The 24,908-nt window shown below is 63.7% G+C and carries 26 protein-coding genes; 15 read left to right on the top strand and 11 right to left on the bottom strand.

From position 1 onward, the window contains the following. Positions 1 to 14: 14 nt before the first annotated feature. From GXN78_RS33800 to GXN78_RS33735, 14 genes are all read left to right on the top strand, one after another. A complete protein-coding gene (locus GXN78_RS33800; RefSeq protein ID WP_106559998.1) occupies positions 15 to 1,271 on the top strand; it encodes an FAD-dependent oxidoreductase in 1,257 nt (418 codons plus the stop codon). A gap of 24 nt (positions 1,272 to 1,295) precedes the next feature. After that, entirely contained in the window at positions 1,296 to 2,000 is a 705-nt protein-coding gene (locus GXN78_RS33795; protein ID WP_106559999.1) for an alpha/beta fold hydrolase, read from the top strand. Between the two features lie 27 nt (positions 2,001 to 2,027). Then, positions 2,028 to 2,285, top strand: a complete 258-nt coding sequence (locus GXN78_RS33790; protein ID WP_106560000.1) for a hypothetical protein — start codon at positions 2,028 to 2,030, stop codon at positions 2,283 to 2,285. 10 nt (positions 2,286 to 2,295) lie between these two features. Next, positions 2,296 to 3,381, top strand: a complete 1,086-nt coding sequence (locus GXN78_RS33785) for a zinc-binding dehydrogenase (RefSeq protein ID WP_106560001.1) — start codon at positions 2,296 to 2,298, stop codon at positions 3,379 to 3,381. A gap of 36 nt (positions 3,382 to 3,417) precedes the next feature. Continuing rightward, complete coding sequence (locus GXN78_RS33780) at positions 3,418 to 4,692, top strand: cytochrome P450 (RefSeq protein WP_106560002.1); 1,275 nt, start codon at positions 3,418 to 3,420, stop codon at positions 4,690 to 4,692. Next, positions 4,685 to 5,236 (top strand): nuclear transport factor 2 family protein, encoded by a 552-nt coding sequence (locus tag GXN78_RS33775; RefSeq protein WP_164256116.1) that lies wholly within the window; start codon positions 4,685 to 4,687, stop codon positions 5,234 to 5,236. Before GXN78_RS33780 ends, GXN78_RS33775 begins: the two co-directional genes overlap by 8 nt. A gap of 74 nt (positions 5,237 to 5,310) precedes the next feature. After that, entirely contained in the window at positions 5,311 to 5,625 is a 315-nt protein-coding gene (locus tag GXN78_RS33770; protein WP_164256113.1) for a 2Fe-2S iron-sulfur cluster-binding protein, read from the top strand. 40 nt (positions 5,626 to 5,665) lie between these two features. Next, positions 5,666 to 6,406 (top strand): SDR family NAD(P)-dependent oxidoreductase, encoded by a 741-nt coding sequence (locus GXN78_RS33765; RefSeq protein ID WP_219910113.1) that lies wholly within the window; start codon positions 5,666 to 5,668, stop codon positions 6,404 to 6,406. Between the two features lie 51 nt (positions 6,407 to 6,457). Beyond that, positions 6,458 to 7,510, top strand: a complete 1,053-nt coding sequence (locus tag GXN78_RS33760; RefSeq protein WP_106560005.1) for an amidohydrolase family protein — start codon at positions 6,458 to 6,460, stop codon at positions 7,508 to 7,510. Further along, positions 7,507 to 8,877, top strand: coding sequence for an amidohydrolase family protein (locus GXN78_RS33755; protein ID WP_106560006.1), 1,371 nt, complete (start codon positions 7,507 to 7,509; stop codon positions 8,875 to 8,877). Before GXN78_RS33760 ends, GXN78_RS33755 begins: the two co-directional genes overlap by 4 nt. 45 nt (positions 8,878 to 8,922) lie before the next feature. Further along, complete coding sequence (locus GXN78_RS33750; protein WP_106560007.1) at positions 8,923 to 10,077, top strand: aromatic ring-hydroxylating dioxygenase subunit alpha; 1,155 nt, start codon at positions 8,923 to 8,925, stop codon at positions 10,075 to 10,077. After that, positions 10,074 to 10,367, top strand: coding sequence for a Dabb family protein (locus tag GXN78_RS33745; RefSeq protein WP_106560008.1), 294 nt, complete (start codon positions 10,074 to 10,076; stop codon positions 10,365 to 10,367). Before GXN78_RS33750 ends, GXN78_RS33745 begins: the two co-directional genes overlap by 4 nt. Positions 10,368 to 10,410: 43 nt before the next feature. Further along, positions 10,411 to 11,187: an SDR family oxidoreductase gene (locus GXN78_RS33740; RefSeq protein WP_106560032.1), complete on the top strand. Its 777-nt coding sequence runs from the start codon at positions 10,411 to 10,413 to the stop codon at positions 11,185 to 11,187. Between the two features lie 11 nt (positions 11,188 to 11,198). Next, positions 11,199 to 11,714 (top strand): MarR family transcriptional regulator, encoded by a 516-nt coding sequence (locus GXN78_RS33735; protein WP_106560009.1) that lies wholly within the window; start codon positions 11,199 to 11,201, stop codon positions 11,712 to 11,714. A gap of 71 nt (positions 11,715 to 11,785) precedes the next feature. Here the strand turns inward: GXN78_RS33735 and GXN78_RS33730 are convergent, their stop codons facing one another. The 10 genes from GXN78_RS33730 to GXN78_RS33685 all read right to left on the bottom strand — a co-directional run bounded on the left by GXN78_RS33730 (position 11,786) and on the right by GXN78_RS33685 (position 22,512). Next, on the bottom strand, positions 11,786 to 12,064 hold the full coding sequence (locus GXN78_RS33730) for a hypothetical protein (protein ID WP_146163160.1): 279 nt from the start codon (positions 12,062 to 12,064) through the stop codon (positions 11,786 to 11,788). 9 nt (positions 12,065 to 12,073) lie between these two features. Next, entirely contained in the window at positions 12,074 to 13,474 is a 1,401-nt protein-coding gene (locus GXN78_RS33725; protein WP_106560010.1) for an NAD-dependent succinate-semialdehyde dehydrogenase, read from the bottom strand. A 131-nt stretch (positions 13,475 to 13,605) separates the two neighbouring features. Next, a complete protein-coding gene (locus GXN78_RS33720) occupies positions 13,606 to 15,426 on the bottom strand; it encodes an NAD(P)/FAD-dependent oxidoreductase (RefSeq protein ID WP_106560011.1) in 1,821 nt (606 codons plus the stop codon). Between the two features lie 92 nt (positions 15,427 to 15,518). Next, on the bottom strand, positions 15,519 to 16,601 hold the full coding sequence (locus tag GXN78_RS33715; protein ID WP_219910114.1) for a zinc-binding dehydrogenase: 1,083 nt from the start codon (positions 16,599 to 16,601) through the stop codon (positions 15,519 to 15,521). 375 nt (positions 16,602 to 16,976) lie between these two features. Then, complete coding sequence (locus tag GXN78_RS33710; protein ID WP_164256110.1) at positions 16,977 to 17,975, bottom strand: AraC family transcriptional regulator; 999 nt, start codon at positions 17,973 to 17,975, stop codon at positions 16,977 to 16,979. Between the two features lie 211 nt (positions 17,976 to 18,186). Next, entirely contained in the window at positions 18,187 to 19,122 is a 936-nt protein-coding gene (locus GXN78_RS33705; protein WP_106560013.1) for a 3-keto-5-aminohexanoate cleavage protein, read from the bottom strand. A 44-nt stretch (positions 19,123 to 19,166) separates the two neighbouring features. Further along, complete coding sequence (locus tag GXN78_RS33700) at positions 19,167 to 19,415, bottom strand: hypothetical protein (protein WP_106560014.1); 249 nt, start codon at positions 19,413 to 19,415, stop codon at positions 19,167 to 19,169. A gap of 44 nt (positions 19,416 to 19,459) precedes the next feature. Next, positions 19,460 to 20,449: a tripartite tricarboxylate transporter substrate binding protein gene (locus tag GXN78_RS33695; RefSeq protein WP_106560015.1), complete on the bottom strand. Its 990-nt coding sequence runs from the start codon at positions 20,447 to 20,449 to the stop codon at positions 19,460 to 19,462. Between the two features lie 69 nt (positions 20,450 to 20,518). Further along, on the bottom strand, positions 20,519 to 21,751 hold the full coding sequence (locus GXN78_RS33690) for a CaiB/BaiF CoA-transferase family protein (RefSeq protein WP_106560016.1): 1,233 nt from the start codon (positions 21,749 to 21,751) through the stop codon (positions 20,519 to 20,521). Positions 21,752 to 21,753: 2 nt separating this feature from the next. Then, entirely contained in the window at positions 21,754 to 22,512 is a 759-nt protein-coding gene (locus tag GXN78_RS33685; protein ID WP_106560017.1) for an enoyl-CoA hydratase/isomerase family protein, read from the bottom strand. 264 nt (positions 22,513 to 22,776) lie between these two features. Here GXN78_RS33685 and GXN78_RS33680 point away from each other — a divergent pair, with 264 nt between their 5' ends. Then, positions 22,777 to 23,505 (top strand): TetR/AcrR family transcriptional regulator, encoded by a 729-nt coding sequence (locus GXN78_RS33680; RefSeq protein WP_164256107.1) that lies wholly within the window; start codon positions 22,777 to 22,779, stop codon positions 23,503 to 23,505. A 45-nt stretch (positions 23,506 to 23,550) separates the two neighbouring features. Here the strand turns inward: GXN78_RS33680 and GXN78_RS33675 are convergent, their stop codons facing one another. Continuing rightward, positions 23,551 to 24,816 (bottom strand): MFS transporter, encoded by a 1,266-nt coding sequence (locus GXN78_RS33675; RefSeq protein ID WP_106560019.1) that lies wholly within the window; start codon positions 24,814 to 24,816, stop codon positions 23,551 to 23,553. Positions 24,817 to 24,908 lie beyond the last annotated feature (92 nt).

Genomic DNA, 24,908 nt, shown 5'->3' with positions numbered 1-24,908 from the left:
TGCGGGTAGGTCATATGCAACATACAGACATCCTCATCGTCGGTGCCGGACACGCCGGCGCCCAAGCAGCCGCAGCGCTTCGCCAGAACAAGTTCTCCGGCTCTATCGCGATCGTCGGCGAAGAGACCGAGCTTCCGTATGAGCGGCCGCCGTTGTCCAAGGAATACCTCCTGGGACGGAAAACGTTTGACAACATTTTGCTGCGTCCGGCGGGCTTCTGGACAAGCCACGAGATCCAGATGCTGCTGGGCCACCGCGTGGTGGGCGTGGACGCGGCCGAGCATCATGTGACGACGTCAGCCGGGCTGGCCTTGACCTATGGCGTCATGATATGGGCGACCGGCGGCGCGCCGCGTCGACTCCCTTGCGCTGGAGGCGAGCTTTGCGGCGTTCACTCAGTACGCAACCGAATGGACGTGGATCGCATGACTAGCGAGCTGGCAGACACGCGCAACGTCGTGGTGATTGGTGGTGGCTACATCGGCCTGGAGGCCGCAGCGGTGCTGGTCCAGCTCGGCAAGTTGGTCACCATTGTCGAGGTGCAGGACCGCGTCCTTGCCCGTGTCGCCGGGCAGTGCCTCTCCGACTTCTATGCCCGCGAGCATCGATCCCGCGGAGTCGACGTGCGGCTGGGCACTGGGGTAGACCGCCTGGTCGGAAACGGCGCAAGGGTCACCGGTGTCGCCCTGAGTGATGGCACGGTGCTTCCCGCCGAAATGGTCATCGTCGGCATCGGCATTCAACCCGCCGTGGAGCCCCTGCGGGCAGCGGGTCTGCCGGAAACGAATGGCGTCGAGGTCGACGAATTCTGTCGAAGCGTGCTGCCTGACGTGTTCGCTATTGGCGACTGCGCGGCCCACGTGAACAAGTACTCGGCGCAGTCGTTGCCGATCCGGCTCGAGTCGGTTCAGAACGCGAACGATCAGGCGAAGGTGGTGGCGCGGTTCATAGCCGGCGAACGTGCGTCGTACGACGCCGTCCCGTGGTTCTGGTCCGACCAGTACGACCTGAAGCTGCAGACCGTCGGCTTATCCGGCGGTCACGACAGCGTAGTGGTGCGCGGCGACCCGGCGCAGGGCAGCTTTTCGGTGGTGTATCTGAAGCAAGGGCGCGTCCTGGCTCTGGACTGCGTGAACGCCGTGAGGGACTACGTGCAGGGCAAGGCGCTGATCCAGCAGCGCGCAGAACCGGACGTCGCCGCGCTGTCCGACCCCGCCGTCAAACTCAAATCACTGCTTCCGTCTGGCGCCATCGCCCAAGCGAAAGACTGAACAGTCCGAAAAGGAGACAACGTCATGGCAACCTTTGTTCTCGTCCATGGAGGCTTTCACGGTGGATGGGCGTTTCGCCGCGTGGCAAAGCTGCTGCGCGCCTCCGGTCACGAGGTGTACACCCCAACCCTGACCGGTCTGGGGGAGCGCTCTCACCTCGCCTGCATGCCGATCAACCTGGACACGCACATCGCCGACGTCGCTAACACGATCCTCTGGGAGGACCTGTCCGATGTAGTCCTTCTCGGCCATTCCTATGGCGGGATGGTCATCACCGGCGTGGCTGAGCAGCTGCCCGATCGCATCTCAGCATTGGTCTATCTGGACGGGCTTGTGCCGGAGGACGGGAACACGTTGTTCACGCTGAGGCCCGAGTACATGCAGTTCTTCGTCGCAAAGGTGGCCGAGGGCGGCGGCCTGATGGTGGCACCGACGCCTGCGTCCGCATTCGACACGGCTCAGCCCGGAGACTGGGCTTGGATCGATGGCAAAGTAACCGCGCATCCCTTCGCCTGCTTCGTTCAGGCCATCAGCCTGCAGGGTCGAGCCGCGGCCGTCCGCCGGCGCGTGTATGTCTATGCATTGGGCGGCATCTGCGAAGGGATGTACGACCGCTTCCGCAACGACGCAGGCGCCCGCGTCATCTCGGTCGATTCAGGGGGGCATTCGATCATGGTCGAACGACCCGAGCGGGTTGCCGAGATCCTCGTCGAAGCGGCGCTTCCCTAGTGCTGGCACTAAACGTTGGTTGTACTTATGAAGACAGCACACATCAAAGACCCGGAGGGAAGCGATCGCCTTCTCAAACTGGTCGACTTTAAATGGCTGATGGCTGGCATGGGTTGGTGGGTGGATCTGTCGCGCTTGCAACGCGACACGATTTACGCCGACGAGTGCTTGCAATGCGCACTAATGAGTGATTCAGAGCTGCTACGGAAGCGCAGCATCGAAATGCTTGGTTTGCGGCGCGATTCGGATGTGCACTGCGGCGCTGCAATGCAGTCAATTTGTTGAAGGGTCCGATATGAAGACAGGCAAGGCCGCGGTTCTAGTGAAACCGCATCAACTGGAAACCTGGGATGTCCCTGTGCCCGATCCCCAAGACGGCGGCGTGCTGGTGTGTGTCGTTGTGGGCGGCGTGTGCGGAAGTGACGTCCACATCACCAACGGAGACGCCGGGACGATGCCGTTTCCCATCGTCCTCGGACACGAGGGCATCGGTCGGGTGGAGAAGATAGGCAAGGGCCTTGACAAGGACTACTGCGGCACGCCGATCAAGCAGGGTGACCTGATCTATTGGGTTCCATTCAAACTGTGCCATCGCTGCTACTCCTGCACCGTGCTCGAAGCCGTACCCTGTGAGAACAGCGCATTCTTCGAGGACGCCCACAAGCCGAATTGGGGCTCGTATGCCGAGTACGCCTGCCTGCCTCCCGGCATGGCGTTCTACCGGCTGCCGGAAAACGGATCGGTTGATGCAGTCGCCGCCTTGGGTTGCGCGCTGCCCACGGTCATCGGCGGGCTGGACCGTGCTGGGAACATTCGCGCAGGCGAGAGCGTGTTGATCCAGGGGGCAGGCCCGGTTGGCTTGTCTGCGGTCTTGCTGGCCTCATTGACTGGCGCACGCCACATAATCGTGCTGGATGGTTCCGATCTCCGCCTCGACGTGGCGCGCCGCCTCGGAGCGACTGCGACTATTTCTCTTCGCGGAAGCGCCGACGAGCGCCTCCGACAGGTGCAAGACATCGTCGGACTCGCGGGCCCGGACTTAGTCATCGAGGCTGCGGGGGCAACGCAGGCGTTTTCAGAAGGTCTCAGCCTGGTCGGTCACCACGGCCGCTATGTCGTTCTCGGCATCTGGGGGCAGTTGCGTTCCCAGACGATCCAGCCGGCGCTATTCGCGAACAAGAACATCTCCCTCCACGGCTACACCTTCTCCAAGCCCAAGCACTACCACCGCGCGCTGCGTGTCGCCTGTGACAACCAGGAGCGATTCGGCCTGGCGAGCTTGATCACGCACAGGTTCGGCATTCGCGAGGCAACAAGTGCGCTGGAAGCGGTGCAGTCCGGCTCGGCCGTTAAGGCCATTATCGACCCAGCTCTTGCCTGATGCCAGGCTGTCAATGAAACCAATCTGAAGACTCACATGACCAGCACATCAACATCACCTTCGCAGCCGGCCGCCCCGTCCCATGTCCCTAAGGAAAGGGTGTCGAACATAGACATGTATAACCACATCGTAGGCGACGAGGACTACCACGAGTCCTGGGTTCGCATGCGCAATGAGAACAACCATGACCTGGTTTGGACCCCTCACAACGGCGGTCACTGGGTGGCGCTGCGCGGATCGATGATTCGGGAAATCTATGCCGACTATCAACGTTTCACGAGCGAGGTAATGTACCTCCCCAAGGCCGTCGGGGAGAAGTACGACATGATCCCGGTCCGCATGGATCCGCCCGAACACACGCCGTTTCGCGAGATTCTCAACAAAGCGCTGAACCTACGCGAGGTGCGTAAGCTCGAAGAGCCGATTCGGCAACTTGCCGCTTCGATGATCGACGAGATCAAAGGAAAGGGCGAATGCGACATCTGCACAGATTTCGCAAGCAAGTTTCCGATCTATGTCTTCCTGGAAATGGCGGGGTTGCCCAGAGCGGACACCGAGCGCCTTGCCGACCTCGCGACTCGGATGGTGAAGGTCACGGGTGCGACGCCTGACGAAATGGTCGCCGGCTTCGAGGCCGCCCGGAATGATTTTTTTGACTATGTTCGGCCTGCAGTCGAAGCGCGAAGGGGCAAGCCTGGTGACGATCTACTGAGCGACATCGTGAACAGCGAAGTTGATGGTCGCGCGATGACGGAGCGTGAAACACTGAGCCTTGTCTCGCTGGTCTTGCTCGCCGGCCTGGATACGACCGTCAACTTCATCGGCTTCTTGTTCGCCTACTTGGGGAAGCATCCCGATCGGGTCAAGGAACTGACGAGCGATCCATCGCGCATTCCGCGCTGTGTCGAAGAGATGTTCCGTCGGTTTCCATTGGTGGCCGAGGCGCGCATGGTGGCGAACGATCAGATCTATAGCGGGGTGGAGCTAAAAAGGGGCGAGATGATCCTGCTCCCGACGGCCTTGTCCGGTTTGGATGAGCGAGAGAACGAGTGCCCGATGAAGCTGGACTTCCAACGCAAGACGATGAGTCACACAACCTTCGGCGAAGGCGCGCATCGCTGTGCGGGCATGCACCTGGCGAGGTTGGAGATCATCGTGACCCTGCAGGAGTGGCTGGCGCGGATTCCCGAGTTCGAACTAGTACCAAATTCGAAGTCGACCTACCTGCCTGGCATTGTCGTGGGAATCTCTAACGTACCGCTTAGATGGAATGTCGGGCAGAACATTCAGCGGGGAGGCCTCAGTGAGTGATCTTCATCAACGCATCGATCGGCTCGAGTCCCGCGCGTTGATCGCAGAGATCTGCACTGAATACGGCATTGCGTGCGACTTTCGGGATACCGACAAGCTCGCAAGCCTTTTCATCCCCGAGATCGTGATTCGATCGGTCAATGGTTCGATGAATGCGCGGGGGATCGACGCGACGATGGCCATGTTCAACGAGATGTTTAAGATCAGGGGCCCGGCTTATCACTGGACCCACGATCGCATCGTGAAGTTCGACGCTACCGATCCGGATCGCGCCGAGGGCATCGTGCTGTCCCATGCCGAGACGACGCCGAACGGAAAGGCAAGCATTGCGGGGCTCCGGTACCAAGATGTCTACCGCCGTACCGATGGTCAATGGAAGTTTCAGGAGCGCGTGCTGGCCTTTCTGTACTACGTTCCGATGGTCGACTATGTCTCGCGGCTTCGGCAGCCTGAGCGTGTCCTTGCCGGAAATGAATGGCGGGCGGCCGACTATCCGGAATCGGATCCTGCCTGGCAGGCCTGGCACGCAGCACATGGACGGTGACGAGTCTGCTCATCCCATCACCGGCGAGATGCAGACCCATCGACGCCGACTACCTATATGAATTGGAGAGAAAAGTGGTTGCCATCACATTGATATCAAGGAACGGCGCGTCGCAGCAAGTGCATGGCGACGAGGGCGACACCGTCATGCATGTCATCCGGTCTGCAGTCGACGAGGTCGAAGCATTGTGCGGCGGATGTTGCTCGTGTGCCACGTGCCATGTCTACGTCCATCCTGGTTTTGAAGAACAGCTCTCCCCGGTGTCGGCGGGCGAGAACGAGTTGCTCGACTCCTCGGATCATCGACGACTGAATTCGAGGCTTTCATGTCAGCTCGTTCTGCGTGAGAACCTGGATGGCCTGACTGTGTCAGTAGCACCGGCGGATTAATCGATTGAGTTGCGGTGGGCGTCGTCAAAGGAGCAGCGAAGTGATCACAGGAAGACTGGAAGGTAAGGTGGCTGTCGTCACCGGAGCGGGTTGTGGTATCGGCCGTGCGATTGTCGAATGCTTTGTGGCCGAGGGCGCGCGCGTCGTTGCCGCCGACGTGTCCGGAAAGCAGAACGAATTGGCGGAGCTTGGCGCGAACTGCCTGCCGTTCCAAGCCGACGTCTGCGAGTCGACGCAGGTGCAAGCAATGTTGGCCGCAGCGGTGTCGCGGTTCGGAGCGCTGCACGTGCTGTGCAACAACGCCGGAATCGAAGGGCATATGGCCCTCACGGGCGACTACCCTGAGGAGGAGTGGGACTGTGTCCTCTCCGTCAATCTCCGGGCCGTGTTCCTCGGCATGCGCCATGGCATTCCGCTGATTCTCGACAGCGGTGGAGGTTCGATCATCAACATTTCCTCAATGGCTGCAAACGTCGCGTTCCCGAAAATGTCAGCCTACTGTGCCGCCAAAGGAGCCGTCAAGCAGTTGACCAAGACCGCGGCGGTCGAGTACGCGGCCCAAGGCATCCGCGCCAACGCCATTCTGCCCGGAACGGTGCGGACGTCCATGGCTGAATCGCTGCCGCCCGAATACATGAAGGCGATCATCGATGCAAATCCGGTAAAGCGCATCGCAGAACCCTCCGAGATCGCCAGCCTGGCGCTCTTCCTGGCCAGCGATGAGGCGTCATTCATCACGGGCACCGAGGTGACCGTGGACGGCGGCTACACCGCCGTCTGATCGAGCGTTCAGGACCATCGGCTGACACGCAACACCTTTTTAGGAGACAGCATGAATTGCGCAATCAAGACCGCGCGAGTCATCGACGTTCATGCGCACGTCGTTTTGGCCCGCACCATTGGCGCGGCTGGCGTATTCGGGCCATACATCGGAACGAACGAGGACGGATCGCCTTACTTTCAGGTTGGAGAAAGCTACAGGCTCAACGGGGTTCGCTACGTGGGGAGCCCGTTCATGGAAGCGGAGCTGCGACTCGCGCGCATGGCTGAGCGCGGTATCGACTACCAGGTACTGTCTCCCAATCCGCTCACGTACCTGCATTTCATACCTGCGAAGGATGCGGCTCGGTATTGTCAGGTCCACAACGACGCATTGGCCGAGGTCGTCCGGGCGCACCCGGAACGACTTGGCGGGCTGGCGGCCCTCCCGATCCAGTCGCCTGACGCGGCTGCCGAAGAGCTGCAGCGTGCCGTGAAGGAACTTGGTCTCCTGGGAGCCGCGTTCGGGACCGATGCACCGAATCCGCTGGACGCACCGTGCATGGATCGGCTGTACGAGAAGGCATCCGCGCTCGGTGTTCCTCTCTTCATTCACCCCGGCCCGGCCGGCATCGATGGTCCCGCCGGCGATCCCGCCCTGAAGCGGTTCGAGCTGGACATCATTGCGGGTTTCGCTGCCCAGGAGACGCTGGCGATCGCGACCCTCATCTTTGGCGGCGTGCTGGACAGGCATCCGAAGCTCGACATCTGCATCAGTCATGGCGGAGGTGCCACTGCCCTGCTGATCGGGCGAATGGCAAGGGCTGCCCGGTTGCGACACTGGTCACCGGCTGCGCTGCGACCTGACGGCGCATTTGAGGAACGGGCAAGGCGCCTGTGGCTGGACGTGCATGTGGAACATCCCGCCGCCATCGAACTGTTGTCCTCCGTCGTCGGACGCGATCACCTCGTGTACGGCACTAATTTCGCCGGATGGGACGAGCCGACCGCGGGCAAGCCGTCAAACGTCGAAGCGCGCCACGGCAACGTTCCTGACTTCCTTGCGGGCAACGCGCGACAGTTGCTGGCGAGCCGTCACAACCCCATCACGCAGCTCGCAGTATGACCCAGGCACTTCTCCTTGAGAACGGCACGGTGATCGACGGACTGGGCTCCGCGCCGTATCCGGCCAGCGTATTGATCGAAGATGATCTGATCGTGGCGGTCGGCCCCGAAGCAGCCCAACGCACCGCCCACCTGCAGAACGCGAAACGCCTCGACGTCGGGGGAATGACCGTGATGCCGGGCCTCATCGACGCCCACTGCCACTTGTCGTTCGACGACGCTGCATCCAACCCGGAAATCTTCTACCAGCGACGCAATGCGCTATCCGCTTTGGTCGCTGCGCACAACGCGCGCAAGTTGCTGAGGGCAGGAGTGACCGGTGTTCTCGATCCAGACTCGACGTTCGAGAACATGATAGACCTGCGCGATGCGATCGAAGCCAGAGTCACAGAAGGTCCGCGGATGGCGTGCGGCTGCTACGCGCTGATCACCGGCGTCGGAGGAACTGCCGGACGCCTGATCAACGACACTGGCGTCACGGGATACTACAAGGTGGTCGGCGGAAGGGACGAGATCATTGCCGAAGTGCGCCGTCAGGTGAAGTTGGGCGCCGACTGGATCAAGGTTCACGTCTCTGGTGTGGTGCCGCGACAAGCACGGCTCGGTGAGCAGTGCAGCTGGACGCAGGAAGAGCTCGATCTGATCTGCAGTGTGGCCCATGACCTGGGTGTGCCGGTGATGGGCCATTGCCGAGGTGCTGTCTCTACCTATCGCGCCGCAAAGGCCGGCATGGACCTCATCTTCCATGCCACAGGAATGGATGAGCGCGGGCTCGAGCTCGTCATCGAAAGGAAGATTGCCGTATGCCCTGCCTTCACCTTTCAGGCCAACCTCGTGGATTACGGTGATCGACTCGGGACCGACCCGGCGTTGTTAAAGCTGTTCGAGAGGGAAATCGCCGACTCGGTCGAGACGATGCGGCGCCTGCACCAAGCTGGCGTCCCGCTGCTCACGGGCAGCGAAGCGGGCTTCTCCATGGTTCCCTATGGCGAATGGCACTACCGCGAGATGGAGGTGTTCATGCGCTACTACGGCATGACGGCGCTCGAGGCCATCCGCTGTGCGACCAGCGCTGGCGCGCTGGCCCTGAAGATGCAGGGGCAGACAGGCGCGGTCACACCCGGAATGAAAGCTGACCTGATTTGCGTGGATGGCGATCCATCGCGAGACATCGGACTTCTGGGTGAGCCTGGACGGATCAGGCACGTTTTTGTGGATGGCCGAGCCATGGATATCTCGCCGCCGCCGCAGCGCAAGCCGCTGCCCGGCTGGAGATTGCCCTCGATGGGCCGCCAGCTCACGCGCGAGTTCGCACTGACCGGCAGGAGCCCAGCCGCTGTCGAGCAGGAGCAGATTGCTGAACTATGACCGCCGCCTGTGGGTGGCGCCGACGGACGAAAAACGAACGGAGAGATGATGCTAACGACCGACGAATCCATTGACCTGGCGCGAAGGGCGGTCGCCCATTTTTGCGCGCAGACCACAGACCAGGCACCTGACACGATGCGCCTGGCAGCAGAAACCTACACGGATCCGGAGCGATACCGGCGGGAAGTAGATCGGATATTCCGCCAGCTTCCGGTCGCACTCGCCCTTGGCGTTGAATTACCCGCGCCGAAGACCTACAGGGCCATGACCGTCATGAACGTGCCCGTTGTGCTCGTGCGCGCGGAAGATGGTGTAGTCCGGGCCTTCCTGAACGTCTGCCGCCACCGCGGAGCCCAGCTGTGCAAGGCTGGGGAAGGCAAGCTGCAGCGCTTCGTCTGTCCCTACCATGCTTGGCAATACGACCTCAAGGGGACGCTCAAGGGCAGATACGGCGAGGCGACGTTTGGGAAGGTAGGGCCCGACACCCATTCGTTGACCGAACTGCCCTGCGCTGAACGCCACGGTGTGATCTGGGTGTGCTTGACTCCCGGCGAGCCGTTTGACATCGACCGGTGGCTCGGCGACATCGGTCCCAAGCTCGAAGAAATGAAACTGGGCTCGTGGCACTTGCATTCCCAACGGGAACTCGATGGTCCCGGATGGAAGGTCGCTTGGGATGGGTACCTGGAGTCCTATCACCACACCACAGTCCATCCGCTGACCGTCGGTCGCTACACGATCGGCAACCTGACCCTGCACGACACCTTCGGGCCGCATCAACGCATTGTGTTCGCGCGGCGAACTCTAGAGGCGCTCAAGGTTACGCCGGAAGCTGAGTGGGACGCGGAAGCGCATATCCGTCGGATTCACCTCGTGTTTCCCAACCTCGCAATTTCTGGTGTGATTGGTGGTCACTGCTTAGTCAGCCAGATGTTCCCCGGTGCTACGCCGAGCAGTTCCGTGACACGCCAGACCATCCTGTGCGCCCACGCTCCGACCAGCGACGAGGAAAGGAAGCTCACGGAGGAGTTCAGCGAGACCGCCTTGCGCGCGGTTCGAGACGAGGACTATGTCGTTGGCGCGGGCGTGCAGCAGTCGCTCGACTCCGGCATGGTGACCTCGTTCACCATCGGCCGCAACGAACCTGCCATTCAGCACTTCCACGCGACACTGGCGCAATTCAACACCGAGCAGCGATGATTAAGCACATCGTGTTCTGGCACCTCAAGGACCGCGCCCACGGCAACGAAAAGGCGACGAATGTCCGCATCATCAAGGAAAGAGTCGACGCTCGCGTTCGCGGCGCCACAGCGCTGGATACCGGGCCCGACTTCTCCCAAGGTGCCAACAGTAGCGACCTGGTGCTTTACTCCGAATTCGTGGACCGCGCCGCACTTGCCGCGTATCGGGTGCATCCGGATCACCAGGCGCTTGCGGAGTTCGTCCTCGACGCACAGTGCGAGCGGCAAGCGGTGGACTATGAAACCTGAAGCCGCGCGGCGACGGCCAGGAAACCAGGGTTTGCCTGCGGGAATCGAACTGGGATTGAGCGAGCGGGTGGCACTGGTGTGTGGGTCCAGTTCCGGGCTCGGGCGAGCATGTGCCGAGTCCTTGCTGCAGGCCGGCTGCACAGTTTTCCTGAACGGGCGCAACGAAAAGCGTCTTTTGGAGGCGGTCGATCGGGTCGCCTGCGTCACGAAGCGCCAGCCCGGATATGTCATCGCCGACGTGACAACGGAACAAGGGCGGGCGGCCCTGCTGAGTCGCCTCCCGTCGGTGGACATTCTGGTCAACAACTGTGCAGGTCCGCCAACCGGCGACTTCTCGACCTGGGATGAACGTGATTGGCACGCGGCGGTGGCCGCCAACATGGTCGCCCCGATCATGTTGATCAAAGCCTACCTCGGTCCAATGCGCGCGCGGCGGTGGGGGCGCGTCATCAACATCACGTCGTCTGCAGTCAAGGCGCCCCTGCCCCTGTTGGGCCTGTCCAATGGTGCGCGAAGCGGCCTGACCGGCTTCGTGGCAGGCTTGGCGCGCGACGTCGCCGATGAAGGAGTGACGATCAACAATCTGTTGCCCGGCCGCTTCGCAACCGACCGCCTGAATGCCTACATCGCCAAAGTGGCGGCCGGCAAGGGGATTGACATCGAAACCGCTGGCCGGGAGTTCATCGCAGGCAATCCGATGAAACGGTTCGGCAGGCCCGCCGAGTTCGGCACGTTCTGCGCTTTCCTGGCCAGCGAGCAGGCCGCCTACATGACGGGCCAGAACATCCTTCTCGACGGCGGTGAATATCGCGGTCTCTAGCTTGGGCTACCATGATGCAACTTTACCGGCACACCGTCATGAGCCTAGAAATCATTCGGCTTGAGGATCGCTTCTCCTATCTGATACACAGAGCGAGCGCTCGGATTGCTCAGATCGGCAACTTTCATTTTCAGCAGCAAGACCTCAATCACTACTCCGCGCGAATGCTCGTGCTGCTGCTTCAGCATGGCCGACTGCGAACGGGCGAGCTTGTCGACCTCATGGTGTTGCCACAATCCACGATTTCCACCCAATTGGCAGCCCTTCACAAGAGGCGCCTGATCACGCGTCGACGTTCTCGCCAGGACAACCGGGCGGTTATCGTGTCTCTTACGCCAACGGGCGAAGTTGTTGCAAAAGACTGCGACCAATTGAGCCGTATCGTTCAGGAAGAGCTCGCTAAAGAGATGTCCGACGCAGAATACTCGGCGGGCTGTGCCTTTCTAACCAAGGTGGAAGAGCGTCTCAGGAAGATGGAAGGTCGCAAGCTGTACGACTTCCATGCATCATCCGTGCTCGCGAAGTAGGGAGTACAGCTTGCCCCCTTTGAACTTCAACCCAGGCTGTCTGATCTTACTGTGTTAGTAATTGAGCGAGATCAAGTAATGTGCGTACCGCGAAGGACGTAGCCTTTCGAGCAGGCGCCACGCGCCGCGCTCCCAGCGCCTGCAGCCCAGCGGCCAAGCGGCCAAGCGGCCAAGCGGCCGATGCGAAGGGCCAGGACGGAATAGTCCATCCGCACGGTTTCGCCGTAGACGATCTCCCGGGACGGGCTGCGCGCCGGGCCCGCCGCCAGAAGATGCTGGATCGACAGCACGTCCGCGCCATACGCACCCGACACGGCATCGGTGTTTGAGGGGGAAGGAAGTAGGGTCATGTTTCGCACCTACGCTTTCACAGGTCCCCAGGGAGGGGAGCCAGCCGGTGCTACGTTGATCAGCTTCTGGTTGACGAATTCACCGAAGCCGAGCATGGACAGTTCGCGGCCGAAGCCAGAGTTCTTAACGCCGCCGAAAGGCAGTTCGGGCGCAGTCCAGGCAGGCTGGTTGATGAAGACCATGCCGCTTTCGATGACCGCCGCCACCTTGCGGCCCCGCGCCAAGTCGGCCGTGAACACCGATGCGCCAAGCCCAAAGGGCGTCGCGTTCGCCAGCTGCACGGCCTGCGCTTCGTCGTCCACCACGTAGAACGAGGCCACCGGGCCGAACAACTCCTCCGTGTAGATTGGGTTGTCCGGCGTGATGTTGCTCAGGATCGTGGGCTCCAGGTAGAAGCCGGGGCGGTCGACCCGCTTGCCACCCGCGACCAGCTCCGCACCCGCCTTGCGCGCACGCTGGATCTGGTCCAGCAGAAGGCTCAAGGCCCTTTCGGAGGAGACTGGGCCGAGCGTGGTCTGGGCGTCCAGCGGATCACCCACCTGCAGCGTCTTCACGCGCTGCACGAAGCCCTGCAGGAACTGGCCCGCACGCGCCTTGCCGACGACGATCAGCCGCTTGCTGGCCACGCAGGTCTGCCCCGCATTGAACATCCGGCCGAACAGGGCCGCATCGAGCGCGGACTCCAGCGGCGCGTCTTCCAGCACGATCATCGGGTCGCTGCCACCGAGCTCCATCACCGCCTTCTTCAGGCTGTGCCCCGCCTTCTCGGCCACGGAAGCGCCCGCGCGCTCGCTGCCGGTCACGGTGACGCCGCGCACGCGTGCATCCCCGATGACCCGGCCGATCTGTTCCACGCTGGCGAAGAGGTTGGTGTACACGCCCGCCGGTGCGCCGGCCTCCTCGAACAGCCGCGCGAACGCCAGCGCGGACCGCGGCACGTTCTCGGCATGCTTGAGCAAGAGGGTGTTGCCGACCATCAACTGCGGCCCCGCGACGCGCGCGATCTGGTAGTACGGAAAGTTCCAAGGCACGATGCCCACCAGTACCCCAACGGGCTCGATGTGCAGCTCGGCGCCTGGCGACTCGGGAAGCGGCTTGGCGGCCAGATAGGTCTCGGCATTCCTGGCGTAGTAGTCGAGGATGTCCGCGGAGAGCCCGACCTCGGCGCGAGCTTCACCGATGAGCTTTCCGACTTCCAGCGTCAGGTATTGGGCGTATTCCTCGGCCTTCTCACGCAGGAGGGCCGCGGCCCTGGAAACGACCGCGGCGCGCTCGCCCACAGGGCGCTGGCGCCACAGCGCGAACGCTGCATGGGCCTGTCCGATGGCCGCGTCGAGCGCGCGATCCGAGACGTACGGATGGGTCTCAACACTCAGGCCGGTGGCTGGGTTGACGGTTTGATAGGGCATTCATGGCTCCAAGGGGTCAAGGATGAAAAAGAAGGCCGAAGCAGATTCGGCGCGCGGCGTCGCTGTGTCAGGTTTCAGGGTGCAAGCGGGGGCCGGCCCGAACGCGCATGCTTCGTTCGAAGGGGCTGCGCCTAGTCGACGCTCAGGCCCTGGTGGTCGTCACGCTCGCGCCAGTCCTGCAGCAATTGGGCGAACTCCAGGGTGCCGCCGCCGTAGTTGTTGGCGATCCAGCTCTTGTTCAGATCGCCCCCCTCGTCGTTGAAGTAGCTGGGGGTGCAACTGGTCAGGTAGGCGCGGGCCATCTGCGACTTGTCGACCAGCGTCTGCAACCAGGCCGCCTCAGCGCTGGCCTCGGCTTCGATGCGCGTGCCGCCCGAACGGCGCGTGGTGGCGATCAGATCGACCAGGTGCTCGACCTGCTCGGTCAGCATGTCGGTGAAGTTGGGCTTGACGCCGTTCTGCCCAACCCCGAGGAAAAACAGATTGGGAAAGCCGTGCGCGTAGAAACCGTGCAAGGTCCGCATGCCGTTTTCGAAGTGCTGCGCCAGCGTCTTTTCGCCCACCCCCCGAACCGTGAAGCCCGCGCGCCGGCTGTAGTCCGTGCCGACCTCGAAGCCGGTCGCGAACACGATGCAATTCACAGGGTAGTGCGTGCCTGCATGCGTGAAGCCATACTCACCGATTTCATCGAGGCCCGAGCCCTGGGTATCGATCAGCGAGACGTTGTCACGGTTGAAGGCCGGCAGGTAGTTGTCGTTGAAGGCCGGCCGCTTGCACAGCGCGCCGTACCAGGCCATCAGCCCTTCCGCCACGTCAGCTCGCTGCACGGTTTGCGCGACGCGCTCACGCCACTGCGAGCCGATGCGGAAGTCTGCCTGCTCCGCCAGGGGCATGGCGATCTCGGGCGTCAACGGGCTGCCATCCGTCGGGATCCAACCCGCACGCACGCCGTAGAAGAGCTGCGTCCAACCGTCGTTCACCAGGTCACTGTCGGACTTGACGCCTTCGATCCAGCCATTGAAATTGCGCATGCGCTCGCGCTGCCACCCCGCTTGCAGCGACTGCGCCCACGCGGGATCGGTGGGGGCATTGCCGCGCTCGCCCACGTTCGCCGGTGTGCGCTGGATCACGTAGAGATACTTGGCATGCTGCGCGAGGTAGGGCACGCACTGTACGGCCGTGGCGCCGGTGCCGATCACCGCGACCCGTTTGTCGGCCAGGCCCGTCATGCCGCCGCTGGCGTTGCCACCGGTGTAGGCATAGTCCCAGCGGCTGGTGTGGAAAAGGGCGCCCTTGAAGCGGTCGATGCCCGCAATGCCCGGCAGCTTCGGGCGATTGAGCGGCCCGCTGGCGGTGAACACGTACCGCGCCCGCAGCACGTCGCCGCGGTCGGTCGACACGATCCAGCGGCGCGCTTGTTCATCCCAAGTCATCTCTAAGACCTGGGTCTGCAGCAGCGATTTCTCATACAGCCCGAAGTGCCTGGCGATGCGTTGCGCGTGCGCGAAGATCTCAGGGGCGTGGGCGTACTTCTCCGTCGGCACATAGCCGGTTTCCTCGAGCAGCGGCATGTAGATGTACGACTCGATGTCGCACTGCGCGCCGGGGTAGCGGTTCCAGTACCAGGTGCCGCCGAAGTCCCCGGCCTTGTCCAGGATCCGGAAGTCGCCGATGCCGGCCTTCGTCAGGTTCGCGGCACAGACCAGGCCGCCGAATCCCCCGCCCACCACAAGCACCTCGATCGTTTCGTCCACGGCATCGCGCACGATGGGTTGGTCGATGTACGGGTCGTCCACCAGATTGTCGAAGCCGGCATCGGTGCCGATGTACTGCTCGTTGCGCGTGGGCTTCAGGCGTACCTCGCGCTCCTGCGCGTACTTCTGCCTCAATGCGGCTGCGTCCAGGGCCAAAGGTTGCGGGGTCGTTGCGTCTGCGTGTGTTGCTTGGTTCATGACATGTCTCCACCGTGGGCCGCCGTGGACCCCGGCATGTGTTGTGAAATGGCTCGGTGGGCGAGGCGGCGCTCGTCGCCCCCACCGCGATCTCAGGGCACGATGATGATCTTGGTGTCTTGCTCGGGCGAGCCCAGGCGATCGAAGGCACCCTGCACACCGTCGATGCCGACGTGGCCCGTGATCAGCGCACCCAGGTGGATGCGCCCGGTGGCCAGCAGCGAGAAAGCCTCGGCGTATTCCTGCGGCGTGAATGCGATGCAGAAGGCCAGGTCGATCTCTTTCATGATCGCGAACGTGGGCTTGAAGCTGTCCGCCTCCATGCACAGGCCCGCGACGACCACTTTGGAGCACGGCGCCGAGCCGGCCAGGATCTGCTGGATGACGCCGGGACTGCCCACGCATTCGAACACCACCGAAGGCCGAAACGGGTAGCCCGCGAACATCGCGGTCTGCCGCCCGAGGTCGGAAGGCGCGGCGGCGGCCGCCATGGCTTTCCACGAGTCGAAGGGGGAAGTCTCGCGCGGGTCGACGACGACGTCGGCGCCCAAGGCCTTGGCCATGGCGCGGCGCGTGGGCGAGAAGTCCGCGGCAATGATGGGGCCGATGCCACGCATCCGGAGCACCGCGATCACCGCCAGGCCGATGGGGCCGCAGCCGATGACGATGGGGACATCCTGGGTGCCCAGGGCTCCACGGTTGACGGCGTGCAGCGCGACGGCGAGCGGCTCGGTCAAGGTCGCGACGTCGCTGGGGACGCTGTCCGGCACGGGAATCAACAGGTCTTCCGTCAGCACCATGTACTCCGCGTAGCCGCCCGGCGTATCGATGCCGCCGAAGCCCAGCGTGATGGGCTGCTGGCGCAGCAGGAAGGGCGCGCAGACGACGCGCGAGCCAGTGGCAAGCGTGCGGTGACAATCGGCGCCATGCTCCAAGACCTCGGCGCAGATTTCGTGTCCCAGCACGACGGGCTGGTGGTAGTCGAACAGTTCCACGCCCGTGACGTCGCGCGCTGCCGCCAGCAAATGCGGGCCGTGCTTGACGCAATGCAGATCACTGCCACAGATGCCGCAAGCGAGCGTTTTGACCAGAACCTCCTTCGGCCCTGGTTGAGGAATCGGCACGTGGCCCACTGAGAGCTGGCCCTCTTGCATCACGACGGCGCGCATCGTCATACACGCCTCCGAATCGGTGAAGCGCAGCGGTGGCTGAGCGATGCTCTGTGCTGCCCGAGGCGGCATGTTGCGTGACCGCGCGGGATGGCGTGGCCAGTCCCGCCGATCGCTTTGATCGATGTCATGTGTTGTGTCTCCTGATCCAGTTTCGAGTCCAGGCTTCTTGAGCGCTGGACGGACTCATTCTGGTCAGGCGAGCTGCGGCCGTCTTGTCATTTGGCGATCCATGTTTAGCATTTCGCGACATGGCGCGCGAGGCACGGCACGGGAGCGCAGAGCCAGGGCACGACCTTGGGCGGACTCGCGTGCGCCTGCGCGTTTGCGCCGCGTCCTGGCCCGGCGCGGCTTGGCTCCACAGAGCGGTGGCACGGACTTTCAGTGGCCGCGGCTGCGCCGCGCGATCAGTTGCCGGGGTGACTCTCCGTACCAGCGGCGGCAGGCGCGGGCGTAGCTGCTCTGCTCGGTGTAGCCGAGCATGGTGGCGATCTGCCCGGCTTGCAGGCCGCGCTCCGACAAGTACCAGGCCTTGTCACGGCGAACCTGGTCAAGAATGTCCTCGAAGGAGGAGCCCAACTCGGCCAATCTGCGCTGCAGGAATCGGGGGTGAATGAGCAGCGCGTGCGCGACCGAAGCCAGGTTCGCCTGGTTGACCGGCAGCATGCGTAGGATCAACTGCTGCACACGGCCGGCCAGTGGCAGCGCGGGGTCGATCTGGCCCAGATAGTCCCTCGCCAGGGCCAGCACGGCGGGGTCCCTGCCTTCGATTTCGTGGCGCAACTGTGCGTTGGGCAGATGGATGGAATTGAGTTCGCTGCCGAACTCGACGCGGCTGCCTAAGTACCGCCTGTAGGTGTCGGGCGACGAGATCGGGTTGTGCTGCATCGTGACCCGCAAAGGCACGAAGTCCGCACCCAGAAGGAGCCGCAGCGCTTCCATCGCCACCACCAGGCCCTTCTCCACCGTCTGGTCGCGATGGGCCAATTGCCAGGGCGCGATCTCCAGCGAGAACATGGCCGAATGCCTGCCCCGCCGCAGGTCCGCGGCGTCCGGCGGCGCACAGTGGTAGAGGTAGCGCGAGACGCCTTCCAGCGCATCTTCGAGCGTCTCGGCGTGCCGCATGAGCAGCGCCACCGGCCCCAGGATCTGAATGCCCTGCCGTTGGCCCAGGCGCATGCCGAAGTCCGGGCACTTCAGCTGCACTGCGGCGCTGCCGATGACCGCGGTGACCGCGGAATAGTTCAGCAGCCCGTCCGGGCAGCCCGCGGCGCTCGGGTCCACGCCATGGGCCCGCATGATGGCCTGCGGGTCGCCGCCCAGGCTCGACACTAGATCGGAAAAATGCAACAGCGCCGAGGCTGCGATCAGGCCTGTCATTCCCGTTTCACCTTTCATGGCCAGCGGGCCAAGGCGTCCGGCGCACGGCTGCGTCGGCTCGATCCAAGCCGCAGGCGCAGCTTGGCCGCAAACGTCGCGGCCCGAGTACAGGTAAATCCCTAGTGCGCGGGCCGCCCGACCGCCCGCCCGGGCGATCGCGACCCCTTGCGCGGCTGCGGGTGAGCGCGGCGCAATGAAGATCGAGGACGCGTCAGAACGCCACGGACGCAGCCCCCTTCAGCGCGAGGATCTCGCGGGCCTCTGCCGGCGTCGCGATGCCCAGCGACAGGCTGCTCAGAATGCCCTTGATCTTCAGCACCTGCTGCGCATTGCTCTGCGCCAGTTCGCCGCGGCTGATGAAGAGGCTGTCTTCCAGGCCGACCCGCACGTTGCCGCCCAGCATGGCGCCCTGCGCGATCAGGGGCATCTGGTGGCGGCCTGCCGCAAGAACAGACCAGACGTAGTCCTGGCCGAACAATTTGTCCGCGGTGCGGCGCATGAACAGCACGTTGTCGGCGTCGGCGCCAATGCCGCCCAGGATGCCGAACACGGTCTGGATGAAGAACGGCGGCTTGATCAGTCCGCGATCCACGAAGTGCGCCAGGTTGTACAGGTGGCCCACGTCGTAGCACTCGTGCTCGTAGCGTGTGCCATGGTCCTGCATTAGCTCGTACACCTTGGCGACGTCGCGGAAGGTGTTGCGAAAGATGAAGGCCTCGCTTTCGCGCAGATAGCGCTGCTCCCACGGGTACTTCCAAGTCTTGATCTTGTCGGCGATCGGATGCATCGAGAAGTTCATCGAGCCCATGTTCAACGAACACATCTCGGGTTTGAAGCGCAGGGCGGCAGCCAGGCGTTCTTCGACCGTCATCTCGGGGCTGCCCCCGGTCGTGAGGTTGATCACCGCGTCGGTGCGCTCCTTGATGGCTGGCAGGAACTGCGCGAACACGTCCGGATTCCCGGTGGGCGATCCGTCTTCGGGATTGCGTGCATGCAAATGCAGGATGGCCGCACCCGCTTGCGCCGCGGCCACGGCCTGGGCCGCGATGTCTTCGGGCGTGATCGGCAGCGCCGCGGACATGCTGGGCGTATGGATGGCACCCGTCACGGCGCAGGTGATGATGACTTTGTTGCTTGGATTTTTCATAGCATTCTTCGATGAGAGTCGATGCCCGAGGGCGAGAGTTCGGGTCACCAGAAGGCCCGAAGGAGCGCAGCCACCAGCGCCAGCAGCAGCGCGGCAAGACCGACGCACGCGGAGCCTCTGTAGTAATCCTTGAGTTCCTCCCGCGGGATCGTGGTGAGGCCGTGGCAGCCGCCGACGAGCACCGCTTCCAGGTTCTGGCCCGGGTCCGCGAGAGCGCCGGTGTCGGCGGGCTGGCGCTGCGCACAGGTCGGCGACACGCCGCGGCCTGGCACTTCGGCATCGGCTGACTGCATGGGCACTGCGGGGGACGCGGTGTTGGGTGTTGTGACGTGAGCGCCTATCGGGGCTCGAGTTTGATCTTGCGGGCGACCTGACGGAACTTCTCGATCTCGGCGAGGTAGAAGGCATCGGCCTCCTGCAGCGTCAGCGCCTTCACGGGCAGCGCCGCGGACTCTCGCAGGAAGTGCTGAAAGTCTTCCGCCGCCACGACTTCGCCCATGCTCTTGTTCAATTGCCTGGCGACCGCCTCGGGCGCGGCCTTGGGAATGAAGACACCCGCCCATGCGCTGTAGACGAAGTTCTTCAGGTACTTGCCTTCATTGAGCGTGGGCACCGTGGGCACGAAGGGGTTGCGGTTGAGGTTGGCCACGCCGATGGCCTTGACCTTTCCGGTCCGGATCAGCTCGATCACGCTGGCGGCCAGTGGCACGAAGGCCATGTCGATTTCCTTGGACAGCAGCGCCTGCACGACCGGTGCGGCACCCTTGTACGGAACGTCGAGGATGGACACGCCGGTGGCCAGCTTGAAGTCGGCGCCCACCAGGTAGGGGGCGGAGCCATAGCCCCAGCTGCCGAACGTGAGTTCCTTGCCCGACGCCTTGGAGCGCTCCACCAGCGCATCCAGGTTTTCGAACGAATGGTCGGCGTTGGTGACCAGCGTGAAGTCGGTCGGAAACACCGTTGCGAGGAGCCGATAGCTCTCGGGCTTGTACTTGACCTGCGACATCGCCAGCGGCGCCAGGATCAGATCGTTGCCCGTCACCGCCAGCAGCGTGGCGCCGTCCGCGGGGGCATTCAGCACGTTGTTGGCGCCGATCGAGCCGCCCGCGCCGGGCACGTTCTCGATGATGACGGTCTGCCCGGTCACGCCGCCGAGCCGCGACTGGAGCTTTCGGGTCGCGACGTCGGCGGGCCCGCCCGCGGGATACGCGACGCGGATGGTCGTGACCTTTCCCGCGGGCTGCGCATGCAGTGTCCCGGCCTGCAATCCCATCGCGGCCAGCGCCAGGAAGGAAATCAGATGCTTGGCTGTGGTTGTCAGTTTCATGACTATCTCCTTTGCTTTTCAATCAGGATCGGGCTAGCGCCTGGGGCGCGCTGGCGGCGACAGCGGGGCTCAGTCGAACGAACCCGCGACCGTGCGGCGGCTGCGCAGCACGCCGCTTTGCTGCATGGCCTGGATCTGAGCCGTCGGGATGCCCAGTTCTTCCAGGACTTCGGTGTTGGATTCGCCCTGGAAGTAAGGCGCGCCCGGCACCGGCAGCTCGCTGCGGCTGAAGCGCCAGGGAGGGCCGGGCATGCGCATCGAGCCGCCGTTGCGATCGTCGACGTGCACGATGGCACCCCAATCCCGCGCCCATTCGGATCTGGACAGTTCGTCGGTGCTGCGCACGACGCCGATGGCCAGGCCCGCTTCGCTCACCTGCGCCTGCAGTTGATCCAGGTCGGTGAAAGTCATGACCCACGCTTTCACCTCGGCCAGCAGATCAACCAGGTTGGCCTTGCGCAAGGTGGCCGTCGCATAGCGCGGATCCTTGAGCAGATCGGCGCGGCGCATCATGGAGCAGTAGCGCACGAACATCGGTGAGAACACCGGGCTGGTGGCGATCGTCAGAAGGCGCCCATCCGGTAGCTCGAAGATCGGCGACTCGTTGGCGCTCAGGGCGACGGGTTCGTCCTGCACGTCCAGGCCCGTCAGCTGTGCGCCCGCGCGCTCGTTCACGGACAGCATGGTCGCCGCCATCGACACGTCCACGTGCTGACCCTCCCCGGTCTGCGAGCGATGGTGCAGCGCCGCCAGCACCGCCAGCGCGCCATGCAGGCCGGTGTAGACGTCCGCGTGACTGCACGCGTCATTGACGGCTTGGCTCATCACACCGTCGTAGTGCTGGCGCAGGATGTCGGTGAGTCCGGTCTCGGCGTGCACGGTCGGCGCAAAGGCCGGGCGATTGCGCCAGGGTCCCGTCTGTCCATATCCGCTGATCGACACATAGACGATGTCGCTGTTGAACTTCACGACGTCGTCGTAGCTCATGCCGAAGCGGGCGAGCGTGCCGGGGCGGAAGTTCTCGACGATCACGTCGGCCTCTTCGCCCAGCTTTCTGACAACCTCGCGTGCCTGCGGCCAGTTGAGGTCGAGGCTGATGTTGCGCTTGCCGGCGTTCTGCTGGGCGTAGTACGTGGACATCGAGCCCAGGTGCGGAACGCCGGCGCGCGCCACATCGCCGGCGGGCGGTTCGATCTTGGTGATCTCGGCGCCCAGGTCCCTGAGCATCTTCGTGCAATGCGGCCCGGACAGCACGCGCGTGAAGTCCAGCACCCGGACGCCGTGGAGGGGGGAGGAAGACACGATCAGTTCCCCTCGAAGACGGCGGAGCTGGGGCCGGTCGTCACGAAGGCCTTCAGGCCGCGTGCCTGATCCTGGCTACCCCACATGGCTGCGTTGGCAGTCTCTTGGCCGGCGTCCGCCGCGGCGATGCCCTGGCGCGCGGCCTGTTTGGCCAGCGTCTTGATAGCGCGCAGCGCCACGGTCGGGCCCTCCGCGAGTTGGCGCGCCCATGACAGCGAGACCGCCGGGAGTTCATTTTCCGGGCAAACCAGGTTGATGGCGCCCCAGCGCTCGAGGGCCCGCGGGTCCTGACGACGGCCGAACATGGCGAGTTCCTTGGCGCGTGCAACACCGACGCGCTCGACGACGCGCTGCACGCCACCCAGCAGGGGAATGAGTCCCAGCGACGCTTCGGCCATGCCGAACGAGGCCGTATCGGCAGCAATGATCATGTCGCACATCAGTGCCAGCTCAAAGCCGCCGCCAAGCGCGGCGCCATGGACTGCGGCGACTACCGGCACAGGAACGTCTTCGAACGACTGCCAGAGCTTGGCCAAGTCGTCCTGCGTCCAGCGCTCGGACGCAATACTTTCGAGGTCGGCGCCGGCACAGAAATGCCGCATGGCGCTTCGCAGAAGGATCGCGCGGCACCCGTCTTTCACGGCCTCGGCGTAAGTGGCCGACAGGCTGGACAACAAGGCGTTGTCCAGCAGGTTGTGAGGCGGCTTGGCCAACGTCACGACGGCGACCGCGCCGTCCTTTTCGTACTCGATAGAACCCATTGCATATCTCCTTGGACACGCAACGAAACGTCACGACAACACGAAGATAACAGCGTTAACAAATTATGTTATCAGTGTTAACCCGATGAGCTGTAGTGGCTCTCCGACAGCGACAATGGGATGCTCAGGAACAGACTTCGGCTACGGCCGAGGCGATCCTGGATGGATGCCCGAACCCGGCGCACCAGCGGCCCAGGGGTCGCATGCCCACCCGGCACAAGTGAGCGATACCCACTTTTTCGTTGCAAGGATGTACAGCCAGCGATGACCAGCAAGAGCTCGAGGACCCCGCACAGCGCCATCACGGCGAGCAGGCAGCTACGGGCTTTGCCCACGCAACTCAAGGAGCCGGCTTACGAGAAAGGCGGCCTGCGCAACGCACTGGTGGAGGAAGGACGCCGCATCTTCGAAGAGAACGGCGCGACGGAACTGAGCCTTCGCGCGCTGGCCCGCAGGCTGGGCGTGTCCGAGGCGGCTCCGTCACGGCATTTCAAGGGCAAGGAGGAATTGCTCGCCGCCATCGCAGTCAGCGGCTTCCTGGAACTTGCGGAAAAGCGCAGAAAGATCGCGGCCATGGACATGCCGGCCTTGCTTAAGGCGCGGGAGATGCTGTTGAGCTATGTGCAGTACGCCCAGTGTCACGCGGGTCTGTTCGACCTGATGACCGGTCCGCGTCTGCTGCGCGAGTTCGTTCGAGGCGACATCGAGGCATCGAGCAACGTCTCTTACTCGTACTTCGCCAACTCCATCTTCGAGCTCGCGAAAGAAAGCGGCTGGCAGGACAGCGATCTGCACTACCTCTCGCATGCCGCGTGGTCCATGGAGCACGGAATCGCCGCTCTGCTGCTGGCAGACCGCATTCCGAGGACCGACAGCCATCTGCAAACCCAGCAGATGGTCGAGTTTTCGATCAACCTCTTCCTATCGGGCATCGTGAGCGGCCCGGACCGATTCCACGCTACCTGGGCACTGGGCACGCGAGCCTCGCGCTGACGCTGAGCGCAGACCCCGGCCGCGCGCGTAACGGGGCGCTAGCCCTCAAGCCGCCGCCGGCCGCACGCTGCGTGCCAGCGGCGCCTCCCGGATCGGCAGATGGATCAGCGCTGCGGCGGCCGCCAGTGCTAGGTCCATGTACCACACCCAGTCATACCCACCGGTCAGCGCGAACACTTGCCCGCCCAGGAAAGCGCCCAGGAAGCCACCGAGCTGGTGCCCCAGCATCAGCACGCCGTAGAGCATGGCCATGTTGGCAGGGCCGAACATCTTGGCCACCAATCCCACGGTCGGCGGTACCGTGGACAGGAAGGTCAGGCCCATCAAGGCAGCAAAGATCAGCATGACCGCGGGCGTCTTGGGGGCGAGCACGAACACCAACACCCCCAGGCCCCGCACCGTGTAGAGCAGCGACAGCAGCGACTTCATGCGCCAACGTCCCACGGCCCAGCCCATGGCGAGGCTGCCGAACATGTTGAACAGCCCCACCAGCGCGAGCGCCCAACCGGCGATGGTAGGAGACATGCCGCATGCCTCCACCACACCCGGCAAGTGTGTCGCGAGGAAGGCCACATGGAAACCGCAAACAAGGAAGCCGACGGCCAGCAACAGATAGCTGGGCGTTTTCAAGGCAAGGGCCAGCACCTCACGCGTACTGAGCACGCGGGTGCCCGCCGCGGTTGCAGCAGCAGAGGCCATCGCGTTGGCATTGCCCCTGAGTAGCCACGCCGCAGGCAGCGCGAGAAGCACGAGAAGGCCCATCCATTGCATGGAGCTGGCCCAACCGATGCTAGCCGTCAACGCGATCGAGACAGGCGCGATGGCGAACTGCCCGAACGACCCGCCGGCATTGACGATGCCGATGGAAATGCCTCGCTTGCTCGCGGGCATCAGGCGCGTGCTGGCCGCCATCAGCACCGAGGGGCCGGCCATGCCGGCGCCTCCGGCGCCGAGGACACCGATGGAGAAGATCAAGCCCAGCGTGGTGGTCATGTAGGGAGTGATCACGGTGCCTATGGCAATGAGGATCAAGCCGGTGACGATCACGCGCCCTGCACCGATGCGGTCGGCCACGGCGCCCGCGAAGGGCTGCGTCAGACCCCACCATAGCTGGCCGAAGGCGAAAGCCAGACTGATGCTCGCTACCCCGAGCCCCGTGGCGGTGTTGAGCGACGACAGGTACAGGCCCATTGTGTTGCGCACCCCCAGAGAAAGTGCAAATGCACCGCCTGCCGCGAGCAGCACCATCCACATCACGTAGGGGTGCAACGGCTTTGGAGACTTGGAGATTGCAAATGGACCATTGCTCATAGGATTCTTTCAAGGAATGATGCGGCGGCCGCGGCGCGACGGTCGCCCGGGGCATTGCCTCGGGGGCGGCTCGACCCTCCGCGCCCGTCGCA

Origin of the sequence: Variovorax sp. WS11, assembly GCF_010499245.1 — a bacterium.
In the GTDB taxonomy this organism is placed as follows: domain Bacteria; phylum Pseudomonadota; class Gammaproteobacteria; order Burkholderiales; family Burkholderiaceae_C; genus Variovorax.
Note: the sequence above shows the minus strand (reverse complement) of the source record. Positions and strands in the feature narration are given on the sequence as shown.

Coding starts and splice junctions, on each gene's coding strand:
- GXN78_RS33800 (WP_106559998.1), top strand. CDS start 15: ATGCAACATACAGACATCCTCATCGTCGGTGCCGGACACGCCGGCGCC.
- GXN78_RS33795 (WP_106559999.1), top strand. CDS start 1,296: ATGGCAACCTTTGTTCTCGTCCATGGAGGCTTTCACGGTGGATGGGCG.
- GXN78_RS33790 (WP_106560000.1), top strand. CDS start 2,028: ATGAAGACAGCACACATCAAAGACCCGGAGGGAAGCGATCGCCTTCTC.
- GXN78_RS33785 (WP_106560001.1), top strand. CDS start 2,296: ATGAAGACAGGCAAGGCCGCGGTTCTAGTGAAACCGCATCAACTGGAA.
- GXN78_RS33780 (WP_106560002.1), top strand. CDS start 3,418: ATGACCAGCACATCAACATCACCTTCGCAGCCGGCCGCCCCGTCCCAT.
- GXN78_RS33760 (WP_106560005.1), top strand. CDS start 6,458: ATGAATTGCGCAATCAAGACCGCGCGAGTCATCGACGTTCATGCGCAC.
- GXN78_RS33755 (WP_106560006.1), top strand. CDS start 7,507: ATGACCCAGGCACTTCTCCTTGAGAACGGCACGGTGATCGACGGACTG.
- GXN78_RS33750 (WP_106560007.1), top strand. CDS start 8,923: ATGATGCTAACGACCGACGAATCCATTGACCTGGCGCGAAGGGCGGTC.
- GXN78_RS33745 (WP_106560008.1), top strand. CDS start 10,074: ATGATTAAGCACATCGTGTTCTGGCACCTCAAGGACCGCGCCCACGGC.
- GXN78_RS33735 (WP_106560009.1), top strand. CDS start 11,199: ATGATGCAACTTTACCGGCACACCGTCATGAGCCTAGAAATCATTCGG.
- GXN78_RS33730 (WP_146163160.1), bottom strand. CDS start 12,064: ATGACCCTACTTCCTTCCCCCTCAAACACCGATGCCGTGTCGGGTGCG.
- GXN78_RS33725 (WP_106560010.1), bottom strand. CDS start 13,474: ATGCCCTATCAAACCGTCAACCCAGCCACCGGCCTGAGTGTTGAGACC.
- GXN78_RS33720 (WP_106560011.1), bottom strand. CDS start 15,426: ATGAACCAAGCAACACACGCAGACGCAACGACCCCGCAACCTTTGGCC.
- GXN78_RS33715 (WP_219910114.1), bottom strand. CDS start 16,601: ATGACGATGCGCGCCGTCGTGATGCAAGAGGGCCAGCTCTCAGTGGGC.
- GXN78_RS33710 (WP_164256110.1), bottom strand. CDS start 17,975: ATGACAGGCCTGATCGCAGCCTCGGCGCTGTTGCATTTTTCCGATCTA.
- GXN78_RS33705 (WP_106560013.1), bottom strand. CDS start 19,122: ATGAAAAATCCAAGCAACAAAGTCATCATCACCTGCGCCGTGACGGGT.
- GXN78_RS33700 (WP_106560014.1), bottom strand. CDS start 19,415: ATGCAGTCAGCCGATGCCGAAGTGCCAGGCCGCGGCGTGTCGCCGACC.
- GXN78_RS33695 (WP_106560015.1), bottom strand. CDS start 20,449: ATGAAACTGACAACCACAGCCAAGCATCTGATTTCCTTCCTGGCGCTG.
- GXN78_RS33685 (WP_106560017.1), bottom strand. CDS start 22,512: ATGGGTTCTATCGAGTACGAAAAGGACGGCGCGGTCGCCGTCGTGACG.
- GXN78_RS33680 (WP_164256107.1), top strand. CDS start 22,777: ATGACCAGCAAGAGCTCGAGGACCCCGCACAGCGCCATCACGGCGAGC.
- GXN78_RS33675 (WP_106560019.1), bottom strand. CDS start 24,816: ATGAGCAATGGTCCATTTGCAATCTCCAAGTCTCCAAAGCCGTTGCAC.